Source organism: Pseudomonas sp. TMB3-21, from assembly GCF_054898145.1.
Map to the genome: position 1 here is coordinate 1,159,612 of NZ_CM142718.1, position 26,057 is coordinate 1,185,668.

The window sequence follows — 26,057 nt, forward strand, 5'->3', positions numbered from 1 at the left end:
AGCGCGAAGCGGTCGCCATTCGGCGCTCGCCCTACTTCGACATAGCCAGTGTGATCTCGAGGCGAGCGCTGCGCGCCCGGACGCAGGCTTCGCCAGCTGCTACAAGGGCGGGGTGCGACGTTATGCATAACCCTTGCGCCATTGTCCCGGTTTACAACCACGAAACCGCGGTCACCACTGTGGTGGATGCGCTGACCGCCCGCAGCCTGCCTTGCATTCTGGTGGACGACGCCAGTGACCAAGCCTGCGCGGACGTACTGGATCAACTGGCCCGGCGCGACGACGTTCATCTGATTCGGCTCGCCGCCAATCAGGGCAAGGGCGGCGCGGTGATGACCGGCCTGCGCGAAGCTTCACGCCTTGGCTTCACTCATGCCTTGCAGGTCGACGCCGACGGTCAGCACGATTTGCAGGATGTCGCCCTCTTCATCGAAAAATCCCGCACGCACCCGACATCGGTGATCTGCGGCTATCCGCAATACGATGCCAGCGTGCCGAAAGGCCGGTTGTACGCACGGTACCTGACGCACGTGATGGTCTGGATCAATACCTTGTCGCTGCAGATCCGCGATTCCATGTGTGGCTTCCGCGTTTACCCGCTGCCACCCACGCTCGCACTGATCGACACCGCCAAAATAGGCAAACGCATGGATTTCGACTCCGACATTCTGGTGCGTCTGGCGTGGCGCAATCAGCCGATGCAGTGGCTGCCGACCAGGGTTCACTACCCCTTGGACGGCGTTTCGCATTTCCGCATGTTCCACGACAACGTGCTGATCTCCAGCATGCACACCCGCCTGTTCTTCGGCATGTTGCTGCGGGCGCCGGTGATCCTCTGGCGGCGGTGGCGAGCATGAGCGCCGATACCGATAAAAAGCATTGGGCCGACCGCCAGGAGCGCGGCAGTTTCTGGCTGATGAAATTCACCGCGACCGCTGCCAAATTGCTCGGTCGCCGAATGCTGAGCCCGCTGTTATACGGCATCGTCCTGTACTTTTTCCTGTTTGGCCGCAGTGCTCGCCACAGCGCCTGGCAATACCAGCATCGGCTCGCCGACTGGAGCGGCCGCATTGAGCTGCGCCCGACCCACTGGCGGGTGTTCGGCCAGTTCATGGCGTTCGCCGATTCCATGCTCGACAAACTCGATGTATGGAACGGCAAACTGAGCATCGAGCAGATCGAAATCATTGATCCGGCGCTGCTGCGTAATCAGCTGCGCGGCACTCGTGGACAACTGTTGGTAGGCGCACACCTGGGCAATCTCGAAGTCTGTCGCGCGCTGGCCGAGATCGGCGAACAAGTCACGATGAACGTGCTGGTACACACCAAGCATGCCGAGCAGTTCAACCGCCTGCTGGGCGAAGCCGGCGCAACCAATCTGCGCTTGATTCAAGTCAGCGAACTCGACCCGCTGATCATGTTGCAATTGCATGAACGCCTTGAGCGTGGCGAGTGGCTGGCGATTGCCGGCGACCGTGTGCCGCTGCATGGCGGGCGCAGCGTAACGGTGGACTTCCTCGGTCATCCAGCTGCGTTCCCGCAGGGCCCATGGTTGCTGGCAGGACTGCTGAAGTGCCCGGTCAATTTGCTGCTGTGCCTGAAAAAACCGACAGGCGCGTATCGACTGACCCTGGAGCCGTTCGCCGACGCCGTAGTGTGGAAGCGCAGCGACCGCGAGCAGGTCATTCATCAGTGGACCTCCCGCTACGCCGAACGCTTGGGCCACTATTGCCTCGAAGCGCCTCAGCAATGGTTTAACTTTTACCCTTTCTGGAAGACCGATGACGACGCCAACGCTTGAGCCGGTAACCTTCGGCGAACTCCCTTTGCGTATCGAAGACGTGCTGGCGGCGGCCAATCGTCAGGCGCCAACGCATTTGCAAGACGACGCCGTGTACCGCGAGCGCATCGCCAAGGGCGCGCGCTTTCTTGATTCCCTGCTGGACAAGGAAGGCGTGATTTATGGCGTGACCACCGGTTATGGCGATTCCTGCGTGGTCGCCGTTCCGCTGCACCACGTCGAAGCGTTGCCGCGTCATCTCTACACGTTCCACGGCTGCGGCCTGGGTAAATTGCTTGATGCTCAGGCGACTCGCGCGGTGCTCGCTGCGCGTTTGCAGTCGCTGTGCCACGGCGTGTCCGGAGTGCGCGTTGAACTGCTGGAACGCCTTCAGGCGTTTCTGCAGCACGACATCCTGCCGCTGATCCCGGAGGAAGGTTCAGTGGGCGCCAGCGGTGATCTGACGCCTTTGTCATATGTGGCCGCAACACTGTCCGGCGAGCGTGAAGTGATGTTCCGCGGTGAGCGTCGCCAAGCGGCAGACGTCCATCGTGAATTGGGCTGGCAACCGCTGGTGCTGCGCCCCAAAGAAGCGCTGGCGCTGATGAACGGTACAGCCGTCATGACCGGTCTGGCCTGCCTCGCCTTCGCCCGCGCCGATTACCTGCTGCAACTGGCCACGCGCATCACCGCGCTGAACGTGGTCGCGCTGCAAGGCAATCCCGAGCATTTCGACGAACGCCTGTTCGCCGCCAAACCTCATCCGGGCCAGATGCAAGTCGCCGCGTGGTTGCGCAAGGATCTGGCGATCGACGCGCCGACCGCGCCACTGCATCGCCTGCAGGACCGCTATTCCCTGCGCTGCGCACCGCATGTGCTCGGCGTGTTGGCTGACAGCCTGAACTGGCTGCGTTCGTTCATCGAGATTGAACTCAACAGCGCCAACGACAACCCGATCATCGACGCCGAGGCCGAACGCGTGTTGCACGGCGGGCACTTCTACGGTGGTCATATCGCCTTCGCCATGGACAGCCTGAAAAACCTTGTGGCCAACGTCGCTGATTTGCTGGATCGGCAACTCGCCCTGCTGGTGGACGAGCGTTACAACCACGGTTTGCCGAGCAATCTTTCCGGTGCCAGCGCAGACCGGGCGATGCTCAATCACGGCTTCAAAGCAGTGCAGATCGGCACCAGTGCCTGGACCGCCGAAGCGTTGAAAAATACCATGCCGGCCAGCGTGTTCTCGCGCTCCACCGAATGTCACAACCAGGACAAAGTGAGCATGGGCACCATCGCCGCGCGCGATGCGATTCGGGTACTGGAGCTGACCGAACAGGTTGCTGCCGCTACCCTGCTCGCGGCCAATCAGGGCGTGTGGTTGCGCAGCAAGGCCGAGGATGCGCGCCCATTGCCGCCAGCGCTGGCAGCGATGCACGAAGAATTGGCCAGGGACTTCCCGCCGGTCATTGAAGACCGCGCACTGGAAGGCGAATTACGCCTGTGCCTGCAAAGAATCGCCGACCAGCACTGGAGGCTGCATGCGTAGCAAGGGAGTGCTTCACGTCGATACGGAAATCCTCGTGCCGTTTTTCGACGTCGACACCATGAACGTCGTGTGGCACGGCCATTACGTCAAATACCTGGAGATTGCCCGCTGCGCGTTGCTGGACCGGATCGGTCACAACTACACCGCGATGGTCGAGTCGGGCTACGCCTGGCCGGTGATCGATCTGCAGTTGCGCTATGTGCGCGGCGCCGTATTCGGCCAGAAGCTGAACGTGCGCGCCAATCTGGTGGAGTGGGAGAGCCGTCTGAAGATCAATTACCTGATCAGCGACCAGCAAACCGGCGAACGTTTGACCCGTGCCTGCACCGTGCAGGTGGCCGTCGAGATGAGCAGCCGCGAAATGCAATTGGCCTCGCCAAAGGTCTTCACCGATGCTGTTGAAAGGATTCTGCGATGAACCTGCCAGAAATCATCTGTAGCAGCTCCCGAGCCCGCGAGGCTGCGTTCGGCGGCGAAGCCGTCGCTAAACCTGCTCAAGCGGTGCGTCAGAAGAAATCCAAGGCGATCGCGACACCGAACGCAGGCTTCGCCAGCTGCTACAGGTGGGCGGTGACGCTGGTATTTGCGCTGGGATTCACTTCACTGGCACAGGCATTCGACTTGCAGCAACTCAGCGATCAGCTGGCGAAACCCGAGGTGATCCACGGCAACTTCACTCAGGAAAAACACCTGCGCGCACTGCCCAAACCGCTGACCAGCAAGGGCACGTTTGTCTTGTCGAAACAGCATGGCCTGCTGTGGCTGCTGAAAACGCCATTGCAGCAGGATTACCGCATCAACGCCAAAGGCATCGCCCGCCGTGACGCCAATGGCTGGCAGATACTGCCGGGCAAAAGTGCCGGCGCGGAGCAGAACCGTTTGTTCCTCGCCGTACTGCAAGGCGACAGCAGCGGCCTGCAGCGCGATTTCGAGCTGTCGCTGGATGGCAGCGCGCAGGACTGGAAGCTCACGCTGATCCCGCGTTCGCTGCTGCTCAAGCAGGTGTTCAGTCAGATCAACATTGCCGGCGGCGACCTTGTGCACAGCATCGAACTGCTCGAAACCCAGGGCGACAGCACATTGCTGCGCTTGCAGGACAGCACCAGCGCGCAACCGCTAAGCGATACGGAGAAGCATGATTTTGCCGAGTGAACGGGTGCTCCCACGGCTGTTTTTGATGCTGCTGCTGGCGGTGCTTGCGCTCGCGGGTTGGCAATGGCGTGACGGCGCACCGCTGTCGGCCAACCTGATGGACCTGGCGCCCGGCACCGCGCCGGATGCGCTGGAACTGCGTGCCGAACAACGCATGCAAGAACCACTGAACCGAGAAATGCTGGTGCTGGTCGGGCATGCCGATCGTCAGCAAGCGGTCGCCATGGCGCAGAAACTCGGCGAGCAGTGGCAGGCCAGCGGCGTGTTCGAAAAGGTCCAGTGGAACCTGCAAGCGGACTTGCCGGCGCTGCGCAAGCAATTGCTGCAAGGGCGGCTGGCAATGCTGGCGACAGAGGATCGCCAGCAACTCATCGAGCATCCCGACACGTTCATTCAGCAACGGGTGCAATCGTTGTTCGACCCGTTCACCGGTTTCAGTCTGGTGCCCAGCCAGGAAGACTGGCTAGGCCTGACCGGGCGCATCCAGAACAGTCAACCGCAACAAGGTTCGGTGCAGCTGGACATCGGCAGCGGCGCGCTGATCGCTGACGCTGAAGGCAAAAGCTGGGTGTTGCTGCGCGCGAAGACCACCGGCGACGCGTTCGACATGAACCTGCCGCTGCGCGTGGCCGATCTGCTCAAGCAGGCCCGCGCAGACGCTGCAAAGTCAGACGTGCAAGTGCTGGCTGCCAGCGGCTTGCTCTACGCGGCGGCCGGCCAGCGACAGGCCACCCGCGAAATGACCTGGGTCGGCGGCGGCGCCACGGTCGGCATTCTGTTGCTGCTGTTGCTGGCGTTCCGGCGCTGGCGGGTATTGCTGGCGTTTGTGCCGGTGCTGGTCGGCATGCTGTTCGGCGCCGTCGCTTGCGTGGCGCTGTTTGGCCACATGCACGTGATGACCCTGGTGTTGGGATCGAGCCTGATCGGTGTCGCCGTCGATTACCCGCTGCATTACCTGTCCAAGAGCTGGAGCCTTAAACCCTGGCACAGCTGGCCGGCACTGCGCCTGACGTTGCCCGGCCTGACGCTGAGCCTGATCACCAGTTGCATCGGTTACCTGGCGCTGGCCTGGACGCCCTTCCCGGCGCTGACGCAAATCGCCGTGTTCTCCGCCGCCGGGCTGATCGGCGCTTACCTGTCAGCGGTGTGCCTGCTGCCAGCGTTGCTCAAGGGCGCGGACCTGCGTCCGGCGCAGTGGCCGCTGCAGATATCGGAATGTCTGCTGGGAATCCGTGAGGCCCTGCTCAAGCGCATCAGCACGCCAGCGTTGTTGGCGCTGCTGATCGCTTTTTGCGTTGCGGGCGTGCTGCAGCTCGAGAGCAAAAACGACATTCGCCAATGGGTCGGCGCACCGCAGCAATTGACTGATGAAGCGCAGACCATCGCACGCATCACCGGCTATCAACCCACCAGCCAGTTTTTCCTGGTGCGGGCCGCTGATGAGCAGCAATTACTCGAACGCTTGAGTGCCTTGAGCGAGCGGCTGGATCAGTTGGTCAACCTGGAAAAGCTGCAGGGCTACCTGTCACTCGATCAATTGGTCAGCCAGCCAAGCGAGCAACACTCGGTGCGCGAAGCACTGAAAAAACTGCCGCAATTCTGGCAACCGTTGCTCGACCTCGGCGTGCCGGCCGCCGCATTGCAAACTGAATTGGCAACGTTGCAAGCGCTACCCGCTGAGGACATCAACAGCGCATTGGTCGGCCCCTTGGCCGAACCCTATCGCGCGTTGTGGCTGGGCGCGAATGAGGACGGCGTGGCGGCGATGGTCAGTCTGCAAGGCCTCAATGATCCCGCGCTGCTGCGGGTGCAGGCGCTGGATCTGCCGGGCGTGGAACTGGTGGATCGCCTGGGTGAATTGAACGCAGTGTTCGCCCAGACGCAAATCAGCGCCGCCGAACTGAAACTGGCCTCATGTGTGTTGATCGTGCTGGTGCTGATCCTGCCATTCGGCTGGGGCGGCGCTCTGCGAATCGTCACCCTGCCGCTGCTGGCGGCCCTATGCAGCCTCGCCAGCCTCGGTTGGCTGGGGCAGCCGCTGACATTGTTCAGCCTGTTCGGCCTGCTGCTGGTGACGGCGATCAGCGTCGATTACGCGATCCTCATGCGCGAGCAGGTCGGCGGCGCCGCTGTGAGCCTGCTGGGCACCTTGCTTGCGGCACTGACGACGTGGCTGTCGTTTGGTCTGCTGGCGGTGTCGAGCACGCCCGCGGTGAGCAGTTTCGGTTTGTCGGTGAGCCTCGGTCTGGCGTTCAGCTTCATGCTGGCGCCTTGGGCCGGAAGCCAGGTGCATGCCGCCCCTGCCGCGGAGCCGGCTGCATGATGGTCATTCTGTTCTGGGCAATGGCATTGGCTTTGTTCGCCATCGCCACTCGTGTCGGTCGCCACTTTGGCCTGATTCCGATCGTCAGCCAGTTGCTGCTGGCGACACTCGTATTGCCGCTGCTGATGTACTTCTGGATCGAACCCCAATGGCAATTGAGCGGCGCGGCCCTGGTCGCGCCGATCTGGTTGAAAAGCCTCTACAGCCTGAGTTTCGCTTTGCTGCTGGGCTACATTCTCAGCGACGTGATTGATCTGCGCCTGGATCGCCAGAGCCTGAAAATTGCCCTGCCGAGTTTTTGCGTGCCCTTTGCCTGCGGTCTGGCGACGGCGATCTGGTTGCTGCCGCCGCAACCGTGGCTCAGTTCGCTGGCGGTCGGTTTGCTGTTCGCCATTACGGCGATTCCGGTGCTGTACCTGTACTTGTTGCATATCGGTTATCCGGCCGCCGCCACCCGGCGTTTGGTGCAGACCGCAATCGTCATCGACCTGACGTGCTGGACGCTCTTCGCCATCGCCCAAGGCAGCCTGCACTTGAGCAGCCTGCTGCTGCCCTTAGCCTGCGCGTGCATGCCTTTGCTGTTGCGAATTATCGGCTTGCGCCAGCCACGGTTGTACAGCGGGATTTTCTTCGCGCTGCTGGTGGTGGCCGAGCACTACAAACTCAATGCGTTGATCGTCGGCATCGGCTATCTGCTGTGCATGGCGGCGCTGAAAATTCCGCTGGTGCTGCCGATCCCTGCCGTCTGGATGAATCGCCTGCAAAGCTGGATCGCGATCCCGTTGATCCTCACGTTCGGCATCGTGCAGATCAACGTTCACAGCGCCCTCGACAGCCTGAGCGTGGTGCAGTTGGCGGCCTTGTTGCTGTTGCCGATTGCCAGCAAATTGCTCGGCAACTGGCTCGGCCTCGGCTGGGCCGGTGCCTCGTTTGCGGGCGCCAGTCGCTGGCGCGAAAGTGTGCTGCTGAATATTCGCGGCTTGAGCGAGATCGTCTTCCTCAACCTGCTGCTGCAACAACAACTCATCAGCGCGCCGCTTTATTTTGCGCTGATGCTGATGGGCCTGATCGCCACATTGCTGCCGGCATTCGCCGGCATGCACCGCATCCCTTTGAAAACTGCCATACCGGCAAGGAGCCCCCATGCCAACCGTTGAAATGGAACGTCGTCAGGTAGTCGTCATCGGTGCCGGGCCTTCCGGCGCCATCGCCGCTGCGCTGCTCAAACGCAAGGGGCACGATGTGCTGGTGATTGAACGCCAGCATTTCCCACGATTTTCCATCGGCGAAAGTCTGCTGTCGCACTGCCTGGATTTTGTTGAAGAAGCCGGCATGCTCGATGCGGTCAACGCCGCCGGTTTTCAGCTGAAAACCGGCGCCGCGTTTGCCTGGGGCGAGCAGTACAGCGCGTTCGATTTCGGCGACACGTTCAGCAACGGCAAGCCGACCACTTTCCAGGTCCTGCGTGCCGATTTCGACAAGCTGCTGGCCGATCAAGCGGCGCTGCAAGGCGTGGAAATCCGCTACGGCGAAGCGATCGTCAGCGTCGATATCGGTCAGGCTAAACCGCATCTCGGCGTGATGCGCGAGGATGGCAGCGAGTACCGTATCGAAGCGGATTTCATGCTGGACGCCAGCGGCTACGGCCGGGTCCTGCCGCGTTTGCTCGACCTTGAAGCACCCTCGAATTTCCCGGTGCGCCAGGCGGTGTTCACCCACGTCGAAGATCACATCGACCATCCGACATTCGACCGCACGAAAATCCTCGTCACCACCCACCCGACCAAACGTGACGTGTGGTTCTGGACCATCCCGTTCAGCGACGGCCGTTGCTCGGTGGGCGTGGTAGCAGCAGCGGAACACTTCGAAGGTCGCAGCGATAATCTGGATGAGTGCCTGCGCGGTTTCATTGCCGAAACGCCAAGCTTGTCGGGCGTGCTGGAGAACGCGGTGTGGGATACCCCGGCGCGCACCATTGGCGGCTACTCCGCCAACGTCAAAACCCTGCACGGCCCAGGATTTGCGCTGCTGGGCAACGCTGCGGAATTTCTCGACCCGGTCTTCTCCTCCGGCGTGACCATCGCCATGCGCTCGGCGAGCATGGCCGCCGGCGTGCTGAACCGTCAGTTGCAAGGCGAAAGCGTCGATTGGCAGACCGAGTTTGCCGAACCGCTGAAGCGCGGCGTCGACACGTTCCGCTGCTACGTTGAAGGCTGGTACGCCGGGACGTTCCAGGATGTGATTTATCACGCCGGCGGCTCGGCAGAAATTCGCCGCATGATCAGCTCGATTCTGGCCGGGTATGCCTGGGATGAACGCAACCCGTTTGTCAGCGAAGCCAAACGCCGGCTGCGCATGCTCTCGGAATTTTGCGCGAGTGATGCTTCGTGAGTTACCTCAGCGAGAACTACGTCGAAGAGACCCGCTTCGGTTTCTGGTTCCTGCGCAGCTACACGTGGCAGCATCATGTATTGCGCGTGGCAATCAACGATTTGCGCAGCCTGTTCAGCGAACCTTTGCCTGCGCACCCGGTGCTGCTGGATGCCGGGTGCGGTCAGGGCAAATCGTTCCAGTACCTGCGCCAGACCTTTGCGCCGCAGCGCCTGATCGGTGTCGATGCCGACCCGCACAGCCTGGCGCTGAGCGGCGAAGAAGCCGTCCGCCAAAGCATGGACGTCGAGCTGATCGGCAGTGACTGCGCGACGCTTGCCGTGCCGGATGCGAGCGTGGATTTGCTGTTCTGCCATCAGACCTTCCATCATCTGGTGGAGCAGGACAAAGCGCTGGCCGAGTTCTACCGTGTGCTCAAGCCGGGCGGTTATCTGCTGTTCGCCGAATCCACCGAGGCTTACATTGATACGTGGGTCATCCGCTGGTTATTCCGTCATCCGATGCATGTGCAAAAGAGCGCCGCCGGTTACCTTGAGATGATTCGCCGCGAGGGCTTCGAGTTCGAGGCGCAGAACGTGTCGTATCCGTACTTGTGGTGGAGCCGCGCCAAGGATTTCGGGCTGCTTGAACGTTTGGGTCTGCGCCGGCCAGAGCCGTTCGGCCAACGGGAAGAAACGTTGGTGAACGTGGTGGCGCGCAAGCCATTGGAAGGTGTGGAGTGATGTTCGGTGCAATTCAACCCTGTGGGAGCGGGCTCGCTCGCGAAAGCGCAGTGTCAGTCGACAACTTTATTGAATGTAAGGCCGCATTCGCGGGCAAGCCCGCTCCCACAGGGATAATGGATATTCTGAGATTTGTGTTCCTGGGCTGCATGATGCTGCTCAGTGGCTGCGCCAACCATGCGCCGCTGCCAGCACAAACGCCCAACCTGACCTTGCCGCAGCAACTGCACATCCAGCGCATCGAGGCCGAACAGCGCCAGGACTGGGTCCTGGTGATTGCGCGTGAGGGTCCGGGAATTCGCTGGTCGATGATGGACCTTCTGGGCATTCCACAAGCGCGTCAGAAACTGGTCGACGGCGAATGGCAGGCCGATGGTTTGCTGCCACCCAATCCCGAAGCCCGGGCGCTGTTCGCGGCCATACTGTTCGCGCTGACGCCCAAGGATGAATTGCGCGACAACTACCCTGCTGCATGGCAGCACGGCGCGCAGCGTTCTCTGCCCGAGCACTGGGAAGTGCGCTACTCGCAACCGTCGAGTTTTCAGTTGAAGCTGCCCAAAGGCCCTTACTATTTGGTCTCGCCCCTCAGTGGTGAACTGCCATGACCGCCTACCTCAACGCCCTTGGCGTGATTTGCGCGCTGGGTCGCGACAAGGATGAAGTCGCCCGCAACCTGTTCGCAGGTGACTGCTCCGGCATGCGCACTGAAGCCGGCTGGGTGCCGGAACGCTCATTGCCGGTAGCCGCCGTACGTGGTGAACTGGCGGCAATTCCGGCTGAGCTGACCACCCAAAGCAGCCGTAACAATCAATTGCTGCTGGAAGCGGCGCTGCAGATTCGCGCTGACATCGATCTGGCGATCCAGACCTACGGGCGTGACCGCATCGGCGTGATCCTCGGCACCAGCACGTCGGGCATCGACGAAGCCAGTCGCGGACTCGCTCATTACATCCGCGAGCAGCAGTTCCCGGCCGATTACGACTATCAGCAACAGGAACTCGGCGCGCCGGCGAATTTTCTCGCTGACTGGCTGCAACTGAGTGGTCCGGCCTATGTGATTTCCACGGCGTGCACCTCCAGTGCGCGGGCGTTGATGAGCGCTCAGCGCCTGTTGGATCTGGGCGTGTGCGACGCGGTGCTGTGCGGTGGCGTCGACAGTTTGTGCAAGCTCACACTCAACGGCTTTTCGGCGCTGGAAGCGGTGTCGGAGCAACGCTGCAACCCGTTTTCGGCGAACCGCAATGGCATCAATATCGGCGAAGCCGCGGTTTTGTTTCTGATGACCAAGCGCGCAGGCGCAGGCGCAGGCTCACCGATCGCCCTGTTGGGCAGCGGCGCCAGCTCCGACGCGCATCACATTTCCGCGCCAGAGCCGAGCGGCCGGGGTGCGCTGCAAGCGATGCGCAAAGCCTTGAGCCGCGCCGGCCTGCAACCCGAACAAATTGACTATCTGAACCTGCATGGCACCGCCACTCAGCATAACGACGCCATGGAAAGCCTTGCGGTGACGACGCTGTTCCCGTCCGGCGTGCCGTGTTCGTCGAGCAAACCGATGACCGGTCATACCCTCGGCGCGGCCGGTGCGCTGGAAGCGGCTTTCTGCTGGCTGAGCCTGAGCGCTGCCAATCCTCAGCATGCACTGCCGCCACATATCTGGGACGGCCAGGCCGATCCCGACCTGCCACCGCTGAAATGGGTGACCCCGGCCGATCGCCTGGCGTCCATTGCACCTCGCTACCTGATGAGCAATTCGTTCGCGTTCGGTGGCAACAACGTCAGCCTGATTATCGGAGACGCCCCATGATTGACTGGCCGCTCGCCGAACTGCTGCCCCACGCGGGCGACATGATCCTCATCGAGCAGATCCTGTCGTTCGACGAAGAGCAGATTCACACTCGCCTGACGGTCAGGCCCGATGGCCTCTTCAACCGGCCCGACGGCAGCCTGCCGGCCTGGGTCGGCATCGAATTGATGGCGCAAAGCGTGGCCGCATACGCGGGTTGCCATGCACGCCAGCGCGGCGATGCGGTGGCGTTGGGGTTTCTGCTTGGCACGCGAAAATTCGAATGCAACGTCGAGCATTTCCCGTTGGGCACCCAATTGACCATTCATGGCATTCGCTCACTGGAAGACGACAACGGCATGGGCGTGTTCGAATGCCATATCCATGCACCCGGCATTCACGCCACCGCGCGTCTGAACGTGTATCGACCGCCGCAGGCTGCCCAATATCTTGATGAACCCCAAGGAGTCCAGTCATGACTGAATCCGTACTGGTCACCGGTTCCAGCCGTGGCATCGGCCGCGCCATCGCCTTGCGTCTGGCCCAGGCCGGGCATGACATCGTGCTGCATTGCCGCAGCGGCATGGCGGATGCCCTCACCGTTCAAAATGAAATCCAGGCGCTGGGGCGCCAAGCGAGGGTCCTGCAATTCGACGTGTCCGACCGTGCCAGCTGCAAAGCCATTCTCGAAGCGGATGTCGAAGCACACGGCGCCTATTACGGCGTCGTGCTCAATGCCGGCCTGACCCGCGACGGTGCATTTCCGGCACTGAGCGAGGATGATTGGGACGTCGTGATGCGCACCAACCTCGACGGTTTCTATAACGTATTGCACCCGGTGATGATGCCGATGATTCGTCGTCGCGCGGCGGGCCGCATTGTCTGCATTACCTCGGTTTCCGGACTTATCGGCAATCGCGGGCAGGTCAACTACAGCGCTTCGAAGGCCGGTCTGATCGGCGCAGCAAAAGCGTTGGCGATCGAACTGGGCAAGCGCAAGATTACCGTCAACTGCGTCGCTCCCGGCTTGATCGACACGGCGATGCTCGATGAAAACGTGCCGGTGGAAGAACTGATGAAAATGATCCCCGCACAACGCATGGGCACCCCGGAAGAGGTGGCCGGTGCAGTCAATTTCCTGATTTCGGCGGAAGCGTCGTACATCACCCGGCAGGTTCTGGCCGTCAACGGAGGCCTGTGCTGATGAAGCGCGTCGTCGTCACCGGCATGGCCGGCATCACTTCACTGGGCAGCGATTGGGAAACCATCGCCGGCAACTTCGCGGCCAATCGCAGCGGCATTCGGCGCATGGACGAGTGGGATCGTTTCACCGAACTCAACACGCGTCTGGCCGGGCCGATCGACGATTTCAAGGTGCCGAGTCACTGGACTCGCAAACAGCTGCGCAGCATGGGCCGTGTCTCGCGCCTGGCCGTGGGTGCTGCGGAGCGGGCGCTGGCCGACGCCGGATTGCTCGGCAACGAATTGATCAAGGACGGCCGCATGGGCGTGTCGTGCGGCTCATCCACCGGCAGCACCGACGAGATCAAGGCGTTCGGCAACATGCTGCTCAATTCGGTGGCCGAAGGCCTGAACGCCAACTCTTATGTGCGGATGATGCCGCACACCACAGCGGCGAATGTCAGTATTTTCTTCGGCCTCACCGGTCGGCTCATCCCGACGTCCAGCGCCTGCACGAGTGGCAGCCAGGGCATCGGTTACGCGTATGAGTCGATCAAGTTCGGTCGCTTGCCGTTGATGCTCGCGGGCGGTGCCGAAGAACTGTGCCCCACCGAAGCCATGGTCTTCGACGCGCTCTACGCCACCAGCCTGAAGAACGATGCCCCGCAGACCTCGCCCCGTCCTTACGACAGCGGCCGCGACGGTCTGGTGATTGGCGAGGGTGGCGGCATGCTGGTGCTCGAAGAACTCGAGCACGCACTGGCGCGTGGCGCGCACATCCATGCCGAACTGGTGGGTTTCGGCAGCAATGCCGACGGTCAGCACACTACCCGTCCGGAGCAGGTGACCATGCGCCGGGCAATGGAACTGGCGTTGGAAGATGCCGGTTTGCAACCGTCGGATATTGGCTATGTGAACGGTCATGGCACCGCCACCGAACAGGGCGATATCGCTGAAACGCTGGCCACCAGTGCGTTGTTCGGCGAGCACATGCCGATCAGTTCGCAGAAGAGTTTTCTCGGCCACACGCTGGGCGCGTGCGGTGCGCTGGAGTCCTGGTTCAGCATCGAAATGCTGAACAGTGACCAGTACGTGCACACCTTCAATCTCGACGACGTCGATCCGCACTGCGGCAAGCTTGATTACTTGCGCGGTGAGTTTCGGCAGATGAGCAATCAGTACGTCATGAACAACAACTTTGCCTTCGGCGGCGTCAACACCTCGCTGATCTTCCGTCGCTGGTCGTAACCCAACACTCTCAAGGTCAAGGAGACCTCATGCACTTCAAGAAAATCGCTACCGCCGCCACCCTGCTGATCTGCACTTTGCCTGCCGTCAGTCAGGCGCGTGACACGGCGGTGTATCTGCCGCTGGATAAAGCCATCGCCGAAGCCACGCGCGCCGGCAAAATCGACGGCAGCGTGAAGTTCTACCTCGCCGGCAACACCCCGGCCGGCCAAGTCACCGTCGTCAGCCCGGGCGCGGTCACCAACAAGAAAACCAACGCCTTCAACAAGTCTGACGAAGTCGCCTGCGAATGGGTCGCGCAATCGGCCATCATCAGCCTGCACCAGGCTGCAAAAAACGCCGGTGCCAACGCCGTGACCAACATCGTCAGCTTCTACAAAAGCAACGAGCGCAAAGACGCCAAAAACTACGAATGCCACGCCGGCGCGATCATGGCGGGCGTTGCGTTGAAAGGGGATTTGGCCAAGGTTCAGTAAGCACGGGGTTCGCGAGCGCTATTGCTCGTTGCAACGCCCCGACCTGTAGCAACTGGCGCAGCCTGCGTCTGGCTGCACCCGCTGTGCAGCAGTCGTTAACCAGTAAGGCGCAGTCAAAACGGCAGGTCGCATCAGCCATCGATGCGGCTGCTGTGGAACCGGACGCAGGCTGCGCCAGCTGCTATGTATGGACTCGCCCCTACTGTCTACCCGCTTTTGAAAAACTGTCGCCCCGTTGCATCTATGTATTAGGCCTATTCGTGGAAGCCGTCTTCGGCTTCTGGCCAAAATTGGAAAAGCTCGTGGCATGCCGATTACAGTCAGGCCTCGAAGGCCATTAGCAGCTTAGGCATCAATCCACGCCGGTCTTACCTGGGGTCAATTTTTTTCAGCAAAGGGTCGGACAGTCTGTACCTCGGTGGCAGAACTCTGTCGCTCAGTGGCTTATCGTTTCTTGCTGGCTATCACCAGCGTGGCGACGATAAGTCTGGTCATTCTGTAGAAGCACCCAGATGATTCGCAGATTGCGGTTGGCTAGCCTGATCGCAGCTTCTTTACGGCCCAGTCGGCTCATCCAGCGCAACAAGCGGCGGTCATCGGGTTGCTGGGAATCGGGTCGTAGTTGTTGCAGCACCGAATGGGCTCCCTGGATCATCAGGCTGCGTAAATAAACATCACCTCGCTTGGTCATGTCACCCAGCCGGACCGTCTGCCCGCTGCTGTGCTGGTCAGGCACCATGCCAAAGTACGCGGCAAACTTGCGCGCATTGGGAAACCGCTCAGGCTTGGTTTCCTTGGCCACCACTGCCGTGGCAATGACTGGGCCGATGCCGCGCACAGTCATCAGTCGCTTCGCCGTCATGTCGGCGTTGGCAGCCACTTCCAAGCGTCCCGTCAGCACGCTGATGCGCTCGCCCAAATGGCGCCACTCGGCCAACAGTTCGTCGATCAGTTCACGCAGCAGGCCGGGCAGTGGCTGGGTCGCATCTTCCAGTACCCGCGGAATTTTCTGGTTGATCGCAACATCGCCCTGCGCCAAGGCCACGCCGTGCTCGAGTAGCAAACCGCGCATCTGATTACTTACTGCCGTACGCCGACGTACATAACCCTGACGAGCACGGTGCAACGCCTGCATTGCCAGCGCCGCAACGCTTTTGACCGGTACTGCGCAGATTTTTTCATCGCGCCCAGCCCGCAGAATCGCCAGCGCATCGTTGCGATCATTTTTAGGTCCGCTGCGGTGTGTGGCCACCAAACCGGCTGGAAGAATCCGCGCCAGATTGCCTTTGTCTTGCAGCTGCCGGGCCCAGGCTTGAGCACCCGGGCCGGTCTCCATCAAAACCACGACATGAGCCGGCAGCTGTTGGAGAAACTCATAAAACGCCTCGCGCGACTTGATCCGCTGCTCATAACGCACCTGGCCGAGGACATCTTCACCGGCGACCTGAAAGACGTGCTTGGCCAGATCGACCGCCAAAGTTGTGCAGGCCGGCAAATCGGAAGAAGACAGGGATTGATCAATCGAACTATGATTTTTCATGGACTCGCCCTCGCTGTCGATGGCTGTTTAGACTGCCACCGTGGCGCATTGACGCCTCGGCTTGGGCGAGTCCATCCAATTACAGGAACGGTGTTGTTTTCAGGGTAATCGTTTCACTGATGGGCTCCACAACCGCTCCGCGCGGAAGCGAGCTTGCTCGGACAAAAGGACTCAGTCACGCTTCCAACGGCTCAACCTTGCTCGTCAACAACTCCACAAACGCCCTCGCCATCGGCGATTTCTGATCCTTGCGCTGCACCAGCCACACCGCCGACACCGCTGCAGGGTCCAGCAAGGCTCGGTAGACCACGCCGTCAATGCGCATTCGCTGATACGACGCCGGCAACACCGACACGCCAAGCCCGGCCGCGACCAGGCCGATAATGGTCATCGCCTCCCCCGCTTCCTGAGCGAAATGCGGGCTGAATCCCGTGTCCCGCGCCAGGCTCAGCAATTGCGCATACAAACCGCTGCCGTAACTGCGCGGGAAAAAAACGAAGGGTTCGAGGGCCAGCGCCGAAAGGAATAAACCATCTTCACTCTCGGCCACCAACGGATGCTTGGAGCTGAGCACGGCCACCAAGGGTTCACGCATTAATTCCACGACACTGAGCGACTCCGGCAATCCCAGCGGCCGCATGATGCCGACTTCTATTGACTCATCGACCAGCGCGTCGGCCACCTGGGTGCTGCTCATTTCACGCAAGTGCAGGTGCACGGCTGGGAAGCGTTGGCGAAACGCGAAAATAGCCTGTGGAATGGTCGAGTTGAACGGTGCCGAAGAGGTAAAGCCGATCTTCAATTCGCCCAATTCGCCCAGCTGCGCGCGCCTCGCGACATCGGCGGCCTTGTCGACCTGCGCCAGCACCAGCCGCGCTTCTTCCAGAAACAGACGACCGGCCTCGCTCAACTCGACCCGACGATTGGTCCGCTCAAACAACCGCGCGCCCACTTCCTGCTCAAGCGCTTGAATCTGCTGGCTCAGGGGTGGCTGAGAGATGCCCAGCACCTGAGCGGCGCGGCCGAAGTGCAATTCTTCAGCGACGGCGATGAAGTAGCGCAGGTGACGCAATTCCATAAAAACCCCAATAGGTCGCAAAACCTCTCAAACAGGTCGAACAATATATTGGATAGAATCATTAGGCGGCTATATGCTTTTTCCATTGCCTGACCGGCTGCACCCCTCCGAGGTCTGACGTGAAAACTGCTGTCGCTCCACTCGCCCATGAAGTCCCGCCTGCCGCGCTGGACGATGCCGTGGCCGAGCTCAAGGAAATCTATATCGAGAAAGGCACGCCGATGTTCATGCGCACGGTGCTGGCGCTGTTCTGCGGCGGTTTCGCGACGTTCGCGCTGCTTTACTGCGTGCAGCCGATGATGCCGTTGCTGTCCCACGAGTATTCGATCAATGCGGCGCAGAGCAGCCTGATTCTGTCGGTGGCGACCGGCATGCTGGCTTTCGGTCTGCTGATCACCGGCCCGATCTCGGACCGGGTCGGACGCAAACCGGTCATGGTTGCGGCGCTGTTTGCTGCGGCCGTGTGCACGCTTGCCAGTTCGATGATGCCGAGCTGGCACGGTGTGCTGCTGATGCGAGCCTTGATCGGGTTGTCGCTGAGTGGTCTGGCCGCGGTCGCCATGACTTACCTGAGCGAAGAAATTCATCCGCAACACATCGGTCTGGCGATGGGCCTGTACATCGCCGGCAACGCCATTGGTGGTATGAGTGGACGTTTGATCACCGGCGTATTGATCGACTTTGTTACCTGGCACACGGCGATGCTGGTGATTGGCGGGTTAGCGCTGATCGCTGCCGCGGTGTTCTGGAAGATCCTCCCGGAATCGCGCAACTTCCGTCCGCGTTCGCTGCACCCGCGCAGCCTGCTCGACGGCTTCACCCAGCACTTTCGCGACGCCGGCCTGCCACTGCTGTTTCTCGAAGCATTCGTGCTGATGGGCGCTTTCGTCACGCTGTTCAACTACATCGGCTATCGCCTCCTGGCCGCGCCCTACAACATGGACCAGGCCTACGTCGGGCTGCTGTCGGTGGTGTATCTGTCGGGCATTTACAGCTCGGCAAAAATCGGCGCACTCGCGGACCGACTCGGGCGCCGCCGCGTGCTTTGGGCGACCATCGCGTTGATGCTTGTCGGCCTCACCCTGACCCTGTTCACGCCGCTGCCGCTGGTGATCATCGGCATGCTGATTTTCACCTTCGGCTTCTTCGGCGCCCATTCGGTGGCGAGCAGCTGGATCGGCCGCCGCGCCCTCAAAGCCAAAGGGCAGGCGTCGTCGTTGTACCTGTTCAGTTACTACGCCGGGTCGAGTATTGCGGGGACGGCGGGCGGCGTGTTCTGGCACTTGGGTGGCTGGAACGGGATCGGCCTGTTCATTGGCGCGTTGCTGGTGGTGGCGTTGCTGATTGCGTTGAAGCTGGCGCGATTGCCGCTGCTGCCGGGCGCTACACAGGTTTAGCCACAAACGCGTCCTAGCGGTAATCGCGAGCCAAGGTACACTGACGACATTCGTCAGTCTTGGTAAAGGGAAGCCAGAATGCGCCTGGACCGTCTCCACATTCAAAATTTTCGTTGTTACGAAGATGCCACTTTCGACTTTCAGCCGGGCTTCAATCTGGTGGTGGGGGTTAATGGGAGTGGTAAGACTTCGTTGTTGCAGGCGGTGGCTGCCTCGTTTGTAGAATTTGGCGACGCAGTTGGAGGCCAGGACGTCTCATTAGCAAACGAATCCGTGCGTGTTGTCTTTAACAAGTTTGAAGGAAGGAGTCGGTTCGAACGAAAGTATCCGCTGATCGTGTCAGGAACAGGAGATATTCTTGGAGCGAATGACTGGGAGACGATTTGGCTAGCAGCCGATTGGCCGCGCACTTCTGATCCCGAGCTTGTGGTTATAACCCGCGGGCTACTGAAGAACGTTGCAGACGGACAATTACTTGACCTCCCACTGTTAGCTTTTTATCGGTCTAATCGACAGTGGAAAAGTATCGGAGTGCCAGCAGAGCTAGCCGCAAAGCAGCGCGTCTCACGTTTTGACGGGTACAAAAACTGGTCGGATGCCGTTACTGATCTCGAGGATTTTGAGGGCTGGTTGATCAGCAAAACCCTCGAACGGATGCAGAATATTCTAGATGCAGGTTCAGATTTCGTGGAGATCAAGGAGGATGAACTGGCGTGGGTGAATCAGGCTATTCAATTCGCGTATCCTCAAGCGAGCGACCTTCGATACGACCTTCGATTACATAATCTGCTGGTCGACGTTGGCGGTGAAACAATCCCATTCAGTGCACTTAGCGATGGCCAACGCGGCATGGTCGCCCTGTTCGCAGACATCGCTCGCCGCATGTGCATCCTCAACCCGCACATGGGTAATGATGTGCTGAAAAACACCTCAGGCGTGATCATCATCGATGAATTGGACATCCATCTTCACCCAGCTTGGCAACGGAGTATCGTCCCAGCGTTGAAAGCGGCATTTCCCAAAATCCAGTTCATCGCCGCCAGTCACTCCCCTCAAATCATCGGCAGCCTGAAACCCGAAGAAGTCATTGTTTTGCATAACGGCGACGCTAGCCATCCCCGAGTCACCTACGGCCTGGACTCCAGCAGCGTGCTGGAAGAAGTCATGGACGTAGCCCAACGGGAGCCAGAGATTGAGAAACTCCTTTCAGAGTTGTTCTCCACCGTCGAAGACAACGATCTCAGCAAAGCGAAGGTACTACTGGAGGCGCTGAAGAAAATCGCTCCCGACCTTCCAGAATTTGCCGGCGCCGAGGCGCTGATCAGGCGCAAGGAGATTCTTGGCAAATGAAGCGAGTGCTCAAAGGAACTGAACCCGCTTCATTTACTGAATGGAAAAGCTCGGCAAACGATGAGTGGAGCCCTTCCTACCCAACGCTGCAAAACCCGCAAAAGCGAGAACTGCACGCGAGTTTGCTGCAGGAGCAAGGTTTTCTTTGCTGCTACTGTGGCAGGGAAATAGATGCGGCCAACAGTCATATCGAACACTTCAGGCCTCAGGAACAGTACCAAGACCTGGCGTTGGAATATCTAAATCTCCACGCCTCATGCTTACGCGAAACAAAACCGGGCAATCCGCTGCATTGCGGTCATGGCAAGAGCAACTGGTTCGACGAAGCGCTGTACATCTCGCCTTTGGATGACCGGTGCGAACTTCGCTTCCGTTATCTGCGCACCGGCAACATTCAATCGGCTGATCGCGACGATTGTGCCGCAGCGAAAATGATCGAAGTTCTGTCGCTCGACATTGCCTACCTCAATAATCGACGCGAGAACGCTATCCTGCGAGTATTCGATAGCGACTTCCTGGTACAGGCCAGCGATGAGGAGTTGGTCCGTCTCGTTGATGCACTTCGCTCAACCGCGGTAGCCGATCAACAGCCCTTCGACCACGTCATAGCACGCTATGCTGAGCAACTTATCAACACTGAAACCCAAACCCGCACCCCGACTACCTGAGCACCACCCGAGCCTCAAGCACCGCCTCACGTTTTTCCAGACTCAGCGACTGTAGTGCAATGCCTTCGCGCTCTATGCGGTCCAGCCACTGCAGCAAAGCGCTGGCATCACCGCTGAGGGTCAGGCGCAAGCCTTCGGTGTCGGCTTCCATTTGAGCGATATCCAGCCCCGCCACGGTCGTGCTTTCACTGACGTGCAGTGACAGGGGTTGGGTGATGGCGGGCAGCTGGCCTTGTGGTTGCGCCCGTTGCAGTTGCACTGACAGCTGTTGCTGCTGCAGATATTGAAGCTCGGCGTTGGCCAGACGCTGACGCGTAGGCTGCCAGATCAGACTGAAGGCCATGACCACCAGCAAAAAAATGCCCAATGCTTGCAGCAACCGTTGCTCGCGACGGGATATACCTTGCCATGTTGCCTTCATGTTTCATCACTCCACAGTGAGGGTCGCCTGCACTCGGTCGCTCTGTTTGCTCGCGCTGTCGAGGCTGATTGGCATGCCCTGCTGACGCCCGCGGTCGCGCAATTGCTCAAGCTCGGCAAAGCTGTTGGCGCTCAGCTGAATCTTCCAGCCATCGCCCAGCCGATATTCGATTCGCCGGACCTCGACGTGGCTGGCACCGACGACTTGCTCGACCAGTTTCACCAGGCCGGTGATGCGTGTGTGCTGTGGTTCAGTACGCTGGTTCTGGAGGACTTTGAGTTGGGTCGCGACATCGACGATGCGCTGCCGATCCGGGTATAGCGTCCTGAAGCGATCTTCGTTGCGGCTCGCGAGGTGTTGCGTTTCGCTGGCGAGGAAACGGATTCGCGTTTCCCCGGCAGCCCAGGTCAGCAGCGCCACCATGAGCAGCGCCGAAGCCGCCGGACGCCAAGGCAGATGTTTTCGGCGTATAGCAAAATCGCCTTGCAAGAGATCAATTGGCCGTGTGCTTCGTGCAGTCAGCCACTGCTCGATCGCGTCCGCCGCCTGAGGTTCGTGGAGCCATTGCGAGTCACTGGGCAAGGCCGGTCCAAGCAGCTTCAGGTCTGCCTCCGAAAGGGCCATGCGCACATCGAGTGCTCCGCCCAGTACCCACCGACCGAACCACCACACGCCCAGCGGTTGATCGGCGGGCAAGACATCGGCATCGACGAACACTGAACGCGCCACTATGCCGGACTCCGCCAGCAGCGCCAGAACCTTGCTGAGTCGATCACGACTGATCGCCATCAACGGATAACGGCCGTCACGGTCACGCGCGCCTGCACTCAGATGCAACAGATCCAGCGCCTCGCTCAGCTGATCCTCCACCGCAAACACCAGGGTTTGCGTGCTTGGCCGGCGTCGCGACGGCCACGGATTACTGCGAACCCAACTGCACATCTCCATCGGCAACACGACGCTGACCGCTTGCCCCTGCAACGTCTTCGCGATTTGATTCAGCGGCAACACCCGCCGCTGACGGGGACCAGACCACACACAGCAGGGCCACTCGGTTGAAGCCTCGGCGCAGCCTTGGGGGGTGAGGTAAAGCCAGGTATTCATCGCGACATCTCGTAGGGGCGGGAAGGAAGCAAGCGTCGTTGCAAGAGGCTCAGACGATGGGTTTTGAGGTCGCGTTCGACGTCGATGGCAAGCCGCAATGAGCGCTGGCCCTGAGACACATTCACGGTGATCCGGAACCAGCGGCTGCCGATGCCGAGGCCATGGCTGCGTGGGGCTGCTCCGCCGAGCATAGGGTCTTGAGTGAACGCCTGGACGCTTGTCCATGCACTGCTGGAGCGCTGGCGTACCAGTGCGTCCGCTGTTGCTGCCTCCATGCCATCGAGTGTTCGCAAGACTAGCGCCGGAGCGGTGTTCACGTTCAACGTCGCGTCTTTGGGCAGCAACGCCACCCAAGGTTCGAGCTCTCGCAGCAATTGCCCGTCGACGCCCGGGAGATGTCGCAGCTGGCTCAACTCGCGCACAGCCCCCACTTGCTTGAGCTCCAGCGGCGGCAGACCGAGCAAGGCCAACAAACGGGTCCAGCGGCCAAGAATAACCTGATCGACTTTGCCCTCGAGCAACAGCGAATTGAGATTGAAGCGTCCAGCGAGGTCTTCAATGGCAACGTCGATTTGCGCGTCGTCCAAGGAAAAATCAGGTGCCGAGCGCGCCCAGTCCTGTGTCAGGTCGACACTTTTCTGCCCCGCCGATGCTGCCTCCTGCAACACCGCCAGCGCCCATGTTTCACCAGCACTGGCGAGCTGGCGCAGATGCAGCTGCTGCAGCTGCTGCCCACTGTTTTGCAGCGCCACGCGATGGTTACGCAGCAAGGTGCCGGTGATCAGCAGCGCCAGGCTCATGACCAGCAGGACACTGATCAAGGCAATGCCGTTTTGGCGACTGCTCATGGCAATGCACCCGGCAACAGCAACACGCGACGGATCGATTCAAAGCGCCCGGTCGACACCTGCAGTTCCACCGCCATCGGTGCTTTCAAGCCGCGCTGGACCGGCCACTCGCTGCGCCAGCCGGCATCAGCGTCGAACAGGCGCCAGCTCAGCGAGTGAACATCGTCGAGCAGCTTTTGCCGCTGCAGCAGTGGAACGTTGTCAGCCTGGCTCTCACGCCAGAGGCTGCCGTTATCGAGTCGATAGGTCAGCGTTTGCCGTTCACTGCGCGGCTGATCCAGCGGGTTACGCCAGTTGCTGCGTTGCAATTGCAGCACGCCCTGAGTCAGCGCAATGGGTTGTTCGGTGACCTGCAGCAGGTCGCGCTCGATCACCGCCACAGCGCGTTGAAGGCTGCGAAACTCCTGTTCGTGCGCCGCCGCGTTTTTTTGCACGCGCACAACGGTATCGAACAAGTGCCAACTGGCCAGCCCCAACACAGCGAAAATCGCCAGGGCAATCACCAGCTCCAGCAAGGTGAAGCCGCGCTGTCTATTCATAAGGGGCGAGTACCCAGCCAGTCGCGTGATGGACTGATTGCTGGCGACCGGCGAGGCTGACGTCAATGTCGACCTGAAACAGACGTTGATGACCCGTGGTGCTGACGCGCTGTTGCAGCAACCAATCGCGGTGGTTCATCGCCACAACACTTTGCGACTGACCAATGGCCACCCCGGTTTGCAGGCGCAACTCGTTCAATTGGTTATCCGCCAACCAAGCGGCAACCAGACGCTCTTCCACCCGACCGGTTTGCTTCACAACATACTGACTGGCCGATAGCACTGCGGCCGCCAGCGTCGAAAAGATCGCCAGGGCAACCATGATTTCCAGCAAGGTAAACCCACCCATGCGCGACAGCGAAACCCGCTCAACCATCGATCACTGCCTCGCCAATACCGTCACTGGAGAGGTTCAGCCACGTCGTGTCTGCACTGGAAAAGGTCAGCGAAAAAGCGCTGGTTTCATCGCTGCTGAGCATCAGCAAGTGCGGCGGGCCGTCGTCGCTGCCCAGGTCCACGAACTGACCGTCCACCTCAAGTGCGGTCGCAGACTTTCCGGCCATCGATAAAAAGGTGACATCGGCGTCCAGGTTTGAACATCGAGCGTCAGCGCGCGATAACCGTCCACGCTCAGTCGCAATCCGTACTGCTGGCCATCGAGTACAGCCCGCTCGCGCAATTGTCGAATAATGCTGGCAAGTCCTTGTGCTTGCTCTCGCGCTTGCAGCCCCGGATTAGGGCCGGTGGCAAAGCTGACCATGCCCATCAAGATGCCAATCAAGACCACCACAATCATCAATTCAAGCAAAGTAAAACCCCGACAGCGATGCCGCATCAGTCAATCGCCCCAGTTGCCGATATCGGCAGCATGGCCTTCACCGCCGACGACACCGTCGGACCCCATCGAGTACAGGTCGTAGCTGCCATCGACTGACTGCACGCCGGGGTTGATGTATTGATAAGGCGTGCCCCACGGGTCCACCGGCAGACTCTTCAAATAACCCTGAGGGTTCCAGTTCCGCGCAGCAGGCATGCCGGAAGGCCGTTTGTTCAAAGCTTCCAGCCCTTGTTGCGTCGAGGGGTAGTTGAAGTTGTCGAGGCGGTACATCTCCAGCGCAGTGGCAATGGCCTGCACATCCACTCTCGCTGCGGTGACTTTGGCCTGATCGGGCCTGCTCATGAATTGCGGCACCACAATGGCGCCGAGCACGCCGATGATGACGACCACCACCATGATTTCGATCAGGGTAAAACCGCGTTGGGCGCGAGGCGGGCTGTTGTGTAAGGCTTTCATGGATCAATTCACCAACTGATTGAGGCTGAGAATCGGTAGAAGAATGGCCATGACGATGAGCAGCACGACGCCGCCCATCACCACCAGCATGGCCGGTTCGAACAAACTGACAACCAGCGCGATGCGCGCCGCCAGACTGTTTTCCTGTTGCTCGGCAGCACGCACCAGCATCTGATCGAGTTCTCCGGCACGCTCGCCGCTAGCGATCATGTGCAGCATCATCGGCGGGATGTCGCCGCTGAGCTCCAGACCTCGGGTCAGGGTGCCGCCCTCGCGAACCGAGCGAGCGACGTCGACCATGCGGGCGCGAATCGTCAGGTTTCCGATCACGGCGGCGGCGATCTCCAGCGCATCTACCAGCGGCACGGCACTCTTGCCGAGAATCGCCAAAGTGCTGGCAAAGCGCGCCGCTTCCATCGCTCGCAGCACCTCGCCGGCGAACGGGATTTGCAAAGCGAGCCGATGCCAGCGCAGACGCCAATCGGGTTGGCGCAAACTCCAGCGCCACAGCCCGATCAACGCGCCCAGAGCACCGGTGACCAGCAGGCCGTGGTTGCGCAGGCCGTCACTCAGGCTGATCAGCGCCTGGGTAAGCCAGGGCAACGGCTGACCGCTGTCGACGAAAATTTTCACTACGTCGGGCACCACGTAACCGAGCAGAAAACCGACAATTGCCACACTCGCCAGCATCAGAATCAGCGGGTAAACCAGGGCCATCTGAATTTTTTGCCGCGACGCCTGGCGGGCTTGGGTGTAGGCCGCCAATTGTTCGAGTACCTGACCCAAATGCCCGGAGCGCTCCCCGGCCGCAATGGTGGCGCGAAACAATTCAGGGAACGCTTTGGGGAACTGCCCGAGCGCCATCGACAGTGCATGGCCCTCCATCACCCGACTCCGGACCGCCGACAGCACACCCGCAACCTTGCGCCTGCCACTTTGTTTTGCCACGGCCTCCAGCGCTTCTTCCAGCGGCAAGCCCGCTTGAATCAGGGTCGACAGCTGCAACGTCAGCAACGCCAGATCGGCCGCACTCAGGCGCGCCCCGCGAGGCTGATCGGCTGAACCGGCGGTGCTCGTGACCTCGTTCAGTTCGAGCAACCACAGGCCGCGCTCACGCATCAGCTGTCGCGCATGGCGTGGGCTGTCGGCTTCCAGGCGCCCTTTGCAGCGCCGGCCGAGGGCATCGTCAGCGCGGTAATCGAAGGTCGGCAATGT

At 60.6% G+C, this 26,057-nt stretch carries 29 protein-coding genes; 18 read left to right on the forward strand and 11 right to left on the reverse strand.

Annotated features, from left to right (window positions below; genetic code table 11):
- The first annotated feature begins 122 nt into the window (after positions 1-122).
- From ACYZTS_RS05375 to ACYZTS_RS05445, 15 genes are read left to right on the forward strand one after another with little or no spacing between them, the layout of a single operon-like run.
- Positions 123-857 (forward strand): glycosyltransferase family 2 protein, encoded by a 735-nt coding sequence (locus ACYZTS_RS05375; RefSeq protein ID WP_461994551.1) that lies wholly within the window; start codon positions 123-125, stop codon positions 855-857.
- Positions 854-1,801, forward strand: a complete 948-nt coding sequence (locus ACYZTS_RS05380) for an LpxL/LpxP family acyltransferase (protein ID WP_461994553.1) — start codon at positions 854-856, stop codon at positions 1,799-1,801. The genes ACYZTS_RS05375 and ACYZTS_RS05380 overlap by 4 nt, the downstream gene beginning before the upstream one ends.
- Positions 1,782-3,326, forward strand: a complete 1,545-nt coding sequence (locus ACYZTS_RS05385; RefSeq protein ID WP_461994555.1) for an HAL/PAL/TAL family ammonia-lyase — start codon at positions 1,782-1,784, stop codon at positions 3,324-3,326. The genes ACYZTS_RS05380 and ACYZTS_RS05385 overlap by 20 nt, the downstream gene beginning before the upstream one ends.
- Positions 3,319-3,744 (forward strand): acyl-CoA thioesterase, encoded by a 426-nt coding sequence (locus tag ACYZTS_RS05390; protein ID WP_461994557.1) that lies wholly within the window; start codon positions 3,319-3,321, stop codon positions 3,742-3,744. The genes ACYZTS_RS05385 and ACYZTS_RS05390 overlap by 8 nt, the downstream gene beginning before the upstream one ends.
- Complete coding sequence (locus tag ACYZTS_RS05395) at positions 3,741-4,478, forward strand: outer membrane lipoprotein carrier protein LolA (protein WP_461994559.1); 738 nt, start codon at positions 3,741-3,743, stop codon at positions 4,476-4,478. Before ACYZTS_RS05390 ends, ACYZTS_RS05395 begins: the two co-directional genes overlap by 4 nt.
- Positions 4,462-6,801: an MMPL family transporter gene (locus ACYZTS_RS05400; protein ID WP_461994560.1), complete on the forward strand. Its 2,340-nt coding sequence runs from the start codon at positions 4,462-4,464 to the stop codon at positions 6,799-6,801. Before ACYZTS_RS05395 ends, ACYZTS_RS05400 begins: the two co-directional genes overlap by 17 nt.
- Positions 6,798-7,958 carry a sodium:proton antiporter gene (locus tag ACYZTS_RS05405; RefSeq protein ID WP_461994562.1) on the forward strand — a complete coding sequence of 387 codons (1,161 nt, stop codon included), beginning with the start codon at positions 6,798-6,800 and terminating at the stop codon, positions 7,956-7,958. Before ACYZTS_RS05400 ends, ACYZTS_RS05405 begins: the two co-directional genes overlap by 4 nt.
- Positions 7,945-9,192: an NAD(P)/FAD-dependent oxidoreductase gene (locus ACYZTS_RS05410; RefSeq protein WP_461994564.1), complete on the forward strand. Its 1,248-nt coding sequence runs from the start codon at positions 7,945-7,947 to the stop codon at positions 9,190-9,192. The genes ACYZTS_RS05405 and ACYZTS_RS05410 overlap by 14 nt, the downstream gene beginning before the upstream one ends.
- Positions 9,189-9,914 (forward strand): class I SAM-dependent methyltransferase, encoded by a 726-nt coding sequence (locus ACYZTS_RS05415; RefSeq protein WP_461994566.1) that lies wholly within the window; start codon positions 9,189-9,191, stop codon positions 9,912-9,914. The genes ACYZTS_RS05410 and ACYZTS_RS05415 overlap by 4 nt, the downstream gene beginning before the upstream one ends.
- The gene (locus tag ACYZTS_RS05420; RefSeq protein WP_461994568.1) at positions 9,914-10,519 is read left to right on the forward strand and encodes a hypothetical protein; all 606 of its coding nucleotides are present in this window, start codon (positions 9,914-9,916) and stop codon (positions 10,517-10,519) included. The genes ACYZTS_RS05415 and ACYZTS_RS05420 overlap by 1 nt, the downstream gene beginning before the upstream one ends.
- A complete protein-coding gene (locus ACYZTS_RS05425; RefSeq protein WP_461994570.1) occupies positions 10,516-11,718 on the forward strand; it encodes a beta-ketoacyl-[acyl-carrier-protein] synthase family protein in 1,203 nt (400 codons plus the stop codon). Before ACYZTS_RS05420 ends, ACYZTS_RS05425 begins: the two co-directional genes overlap by 4 nt.
- Entirely contained in the window at positions 11,715-12,176 is a 462-nt protein-coding gene (locus tag ACYZTS_RS05430; protein ID WP_461994572.1) for a hotdog family protein, read from the forward strand. Before ACYZTS_RS05425 ends, ACYZTS_RS05430 begins: the two co-directional genes overlap by 4 nt.
- Positions 12,173-12,901, forward strand: a complete 729-nt coding sequence (fabG, locus tag ACYZTS_RS05435) for a 3-oxoacyl-ACP reductase FabG (RefSeq protein ID WP_461994574.1) — start codon at positions 12,173-12,175, stop codon at positions 12,899-12,901. The genes ACYZTS_RS05430 and fabG overlap by 4 nt, the downstream gene beginning before the upstream one ends.
- The gene (locus tag ACYZTS_RS05440; protein WP_028622180.1) at positions 12,901-14,127 is read left to right on the forward strand and encodes a beta-ketoacyl-ACP synthase; all 1,227 of its coding nucleotides are present in this window, start codon (positions 12,901-12,903) and stop codon (positions 14,125-14,127) included. Before fabG ends, ACYZTS_RS05440 begins: the two co-directional genes overlap by 1 nt.
- A gap of 29 nt (positions 14,128-14,156) precedes the next feature.
- The gene (locus tag ACYZTS_RS05445) at positions 14,157-14,603 is read left to right on the forward strand and encodes an excinuclease (protein WP_461994576.1); all 447 of its coding nucleotides are present in this window, start codon (positions 14,157-14,159) and stop codon (positions 14,601-14,603) included.
- Positions 14,604-15,039: 436 nt separating this feature from the next.
- On the opposite strand, the gene ACYZTS_RS05450 is transcribed toward ACYZTS_RS05445, so the two are convergent.
- Together ACYZTS_RS05450 and ACYZTS_RS05455 are read right to left on the reverse strand one after the other, a co-directional pair.
- Entirely contained in the window at positions 15,040-16,143 is a 1,104-nt protein-coding gene (locus ACYZTS_RS05450) for an IS110 family RNA-guided transposase (protein WP_461990253.1), read from the reverse strand.
- 175 nt (positions 16,144-16,318) lie between these two features.
- Entirely contained in the window at positions 16,319-17,221 is a 903-nt protein-coding gene (locus ACYZTS_RS05455) for a LysR family transcriptional regulator (protein WP_461994578.1), read from the reverse strand.
- 167 nt (positions 17,222-17,388) lie between these two features.
- Here ACYZTS_RS05455 and ACYZTS_RS05460 point away from each other — a divergent pair, with 167 nt between their 5' ends.
- The 3 genes from ACYZTS_RS05460 to ACYZTS_RS05470 all read left to right on the forward strand — a co-directional run bounded on the left by ACYZTS_RS05460 (position 17,389) and on the right by ACYZTS_RS05470 (position 20,636).
- Positions 17,389-18,618 (forward strand): MFS transporter, encoded by a 1,230-nt coding sequence (locus ACYZTS_RS05460; protein WP_461996349.1) that lies wholly within the window; start codon positions 17,389-17,391, stop codon positions 18,616-18,618.
- Between the two features lie 78 nt (positions 18,619-18,696).
- The gene (locus tag ACYZTS_RS05465) at positions 18,697-19,968 is read left to right on the forward strand and encodes an AAA family ATPase (protein ID WP_461994580.1); all 1,272 of its coding nucleotides are present in this window, start codon (positions 18,697-18,699) and stop codon (positions 19,966-19,968) included.
- Positions 19,965-20,636, forward strand: a complete 672-nt coding sequence (locus tag ACYZTS_RS05470) for a retron system putative HNH endonuclease (protein ID WP_461994582.1) — start codon at positions 19,965-19,967, stop codon at positions 20,634-20,636. Before ACYZTS_RS05465 ends, ACYZTS_RS05470 begins: the two co-directional genes overlap by 4 nt.
- Here the strand turns inward: ACYZTS_RS05470 and gspM are convergent.
- From gspM to gspF, 9 genes are read right to left on the reverse strand one after another with little or no spacing between them, the layout of a single operon-like run.
- A complete protein-coding gene (gspM, locus tag ACYZTS_RS05475; RefSeq protein WP_461994584.1) occupies positions 20,629-21,057 on the reverse strand; it encodes a type II secretion system protein GspM in 429 nt (142 codons plus the stop codon). The two genes, ACYZTS_RS05470 and gspM, sit on opposite strands and share 8 nt — an antisense overlap.
- Positions 21,058-21,063: 6 nt before the next feature.
- Entirely contained in the window at positions 21,064-22,161 is a 1,098-nt protein-coding gene (gspL, locus tag ACYZTS_RS05480) for a type II secretion system protein GspL (protein ID WP_461994586.1), read from the reverse strand.
- Positions 22,158-23,009: a type II secretion system minor pseudopilin gene (locus ACYZTS_RS05485; protein WP_461994588.1), complete on the reverse strand. Its 852-nt coding sequence runs from the start codon at positions 23,007-23,009 to the stop codon at positions 22,158-22,160. The genes gspL and ACYZTS_RS05485 overlap by 4 nt, the downstream gene beginning before the upstream one ends.
- Positions 23,006-23,548 (reverse strand): type II secretion system protein GspJ, encoded by a 543-nt coding sequence (locus ACYZTS_RS05490; RefSeq protein ID WP_461994590.1) that lies wholly within the window; start codon positions 23,546-23,548, stop codon positions 23,006-23,008. The genes ACYZTS_RS05485 and ACYZTS_RS05490 overlap by 4 nt, the downstream gene beginning before the upstream one ends.
- Positions 23,541-23,924, reverse strand: coding sequence for a type II secretion system minor pseudopilin GspI (gspI, locus tag ACYZTS_RS05495; protein ID WP_461994592.1), 384 nt, complete (start codon positions 23,922-23,924; stop codon positions 23,541-23,543). The genes ACYZTS_RS05490 and gspI overlap by 8 nt, the downstream gene beginning before the upstream one ends.
- Entirely contained in the window at positions 23,917-24,111 is a 195-nt protein-coding gene (locus tag ACYZTS_RS05500) for a hypothetical protein (RefSeq protein ID WP_461996558.1), read from the reverse strand. The genes gspI and ACYZTS_RS05500 overlap by 8 nt, the downstream gene beginning before the upstream one ends.
- Complete coding sequence (locus ACYZTS_RS05505) at positions 24,027-24,383, reverse strand: pilus assembly FimT family protein (protein ID WP_461994593.1); 357 nt, start codon at positions 24,381-24,383, stop codon at positions 24,027-24,029. Before ACYZTS_RS05505 ends, ACYZTS_RS05500 begins: the two co-directional genes overlap by 85 nt.
- A 3-nt stretch (positions 24,384-24,386) precedes the next feature.
- On the reverse strand, positions 24,387-24,842 hold the full coding sequence (gene gspG, locus ACYZTS_RS05510) for a type II secretion system major pseudopilin GspG (RefSeq protein WP_461994595.1): 456 nt from the start codon (positions 24,840-24,842) through the stop codon (positions 24,387-24,389).
- 3 nt (positions 24,843-24,845) lie between these two features.
- Positions 24,846-26,054, reverse strand: a complete 1,209-nt coding sequence (gspF, locus tag ACYZTS_RS05515) for a type II secretion system inner membrane protein GspF (RefSeq protein ID WP_461994597.1) — start codon at positions 26,052-26,054, stop codon at positions 24,846-24,848.
- Between the last annotated feature and the right edge of the window lie 3 nt (positions 26,055-26,057).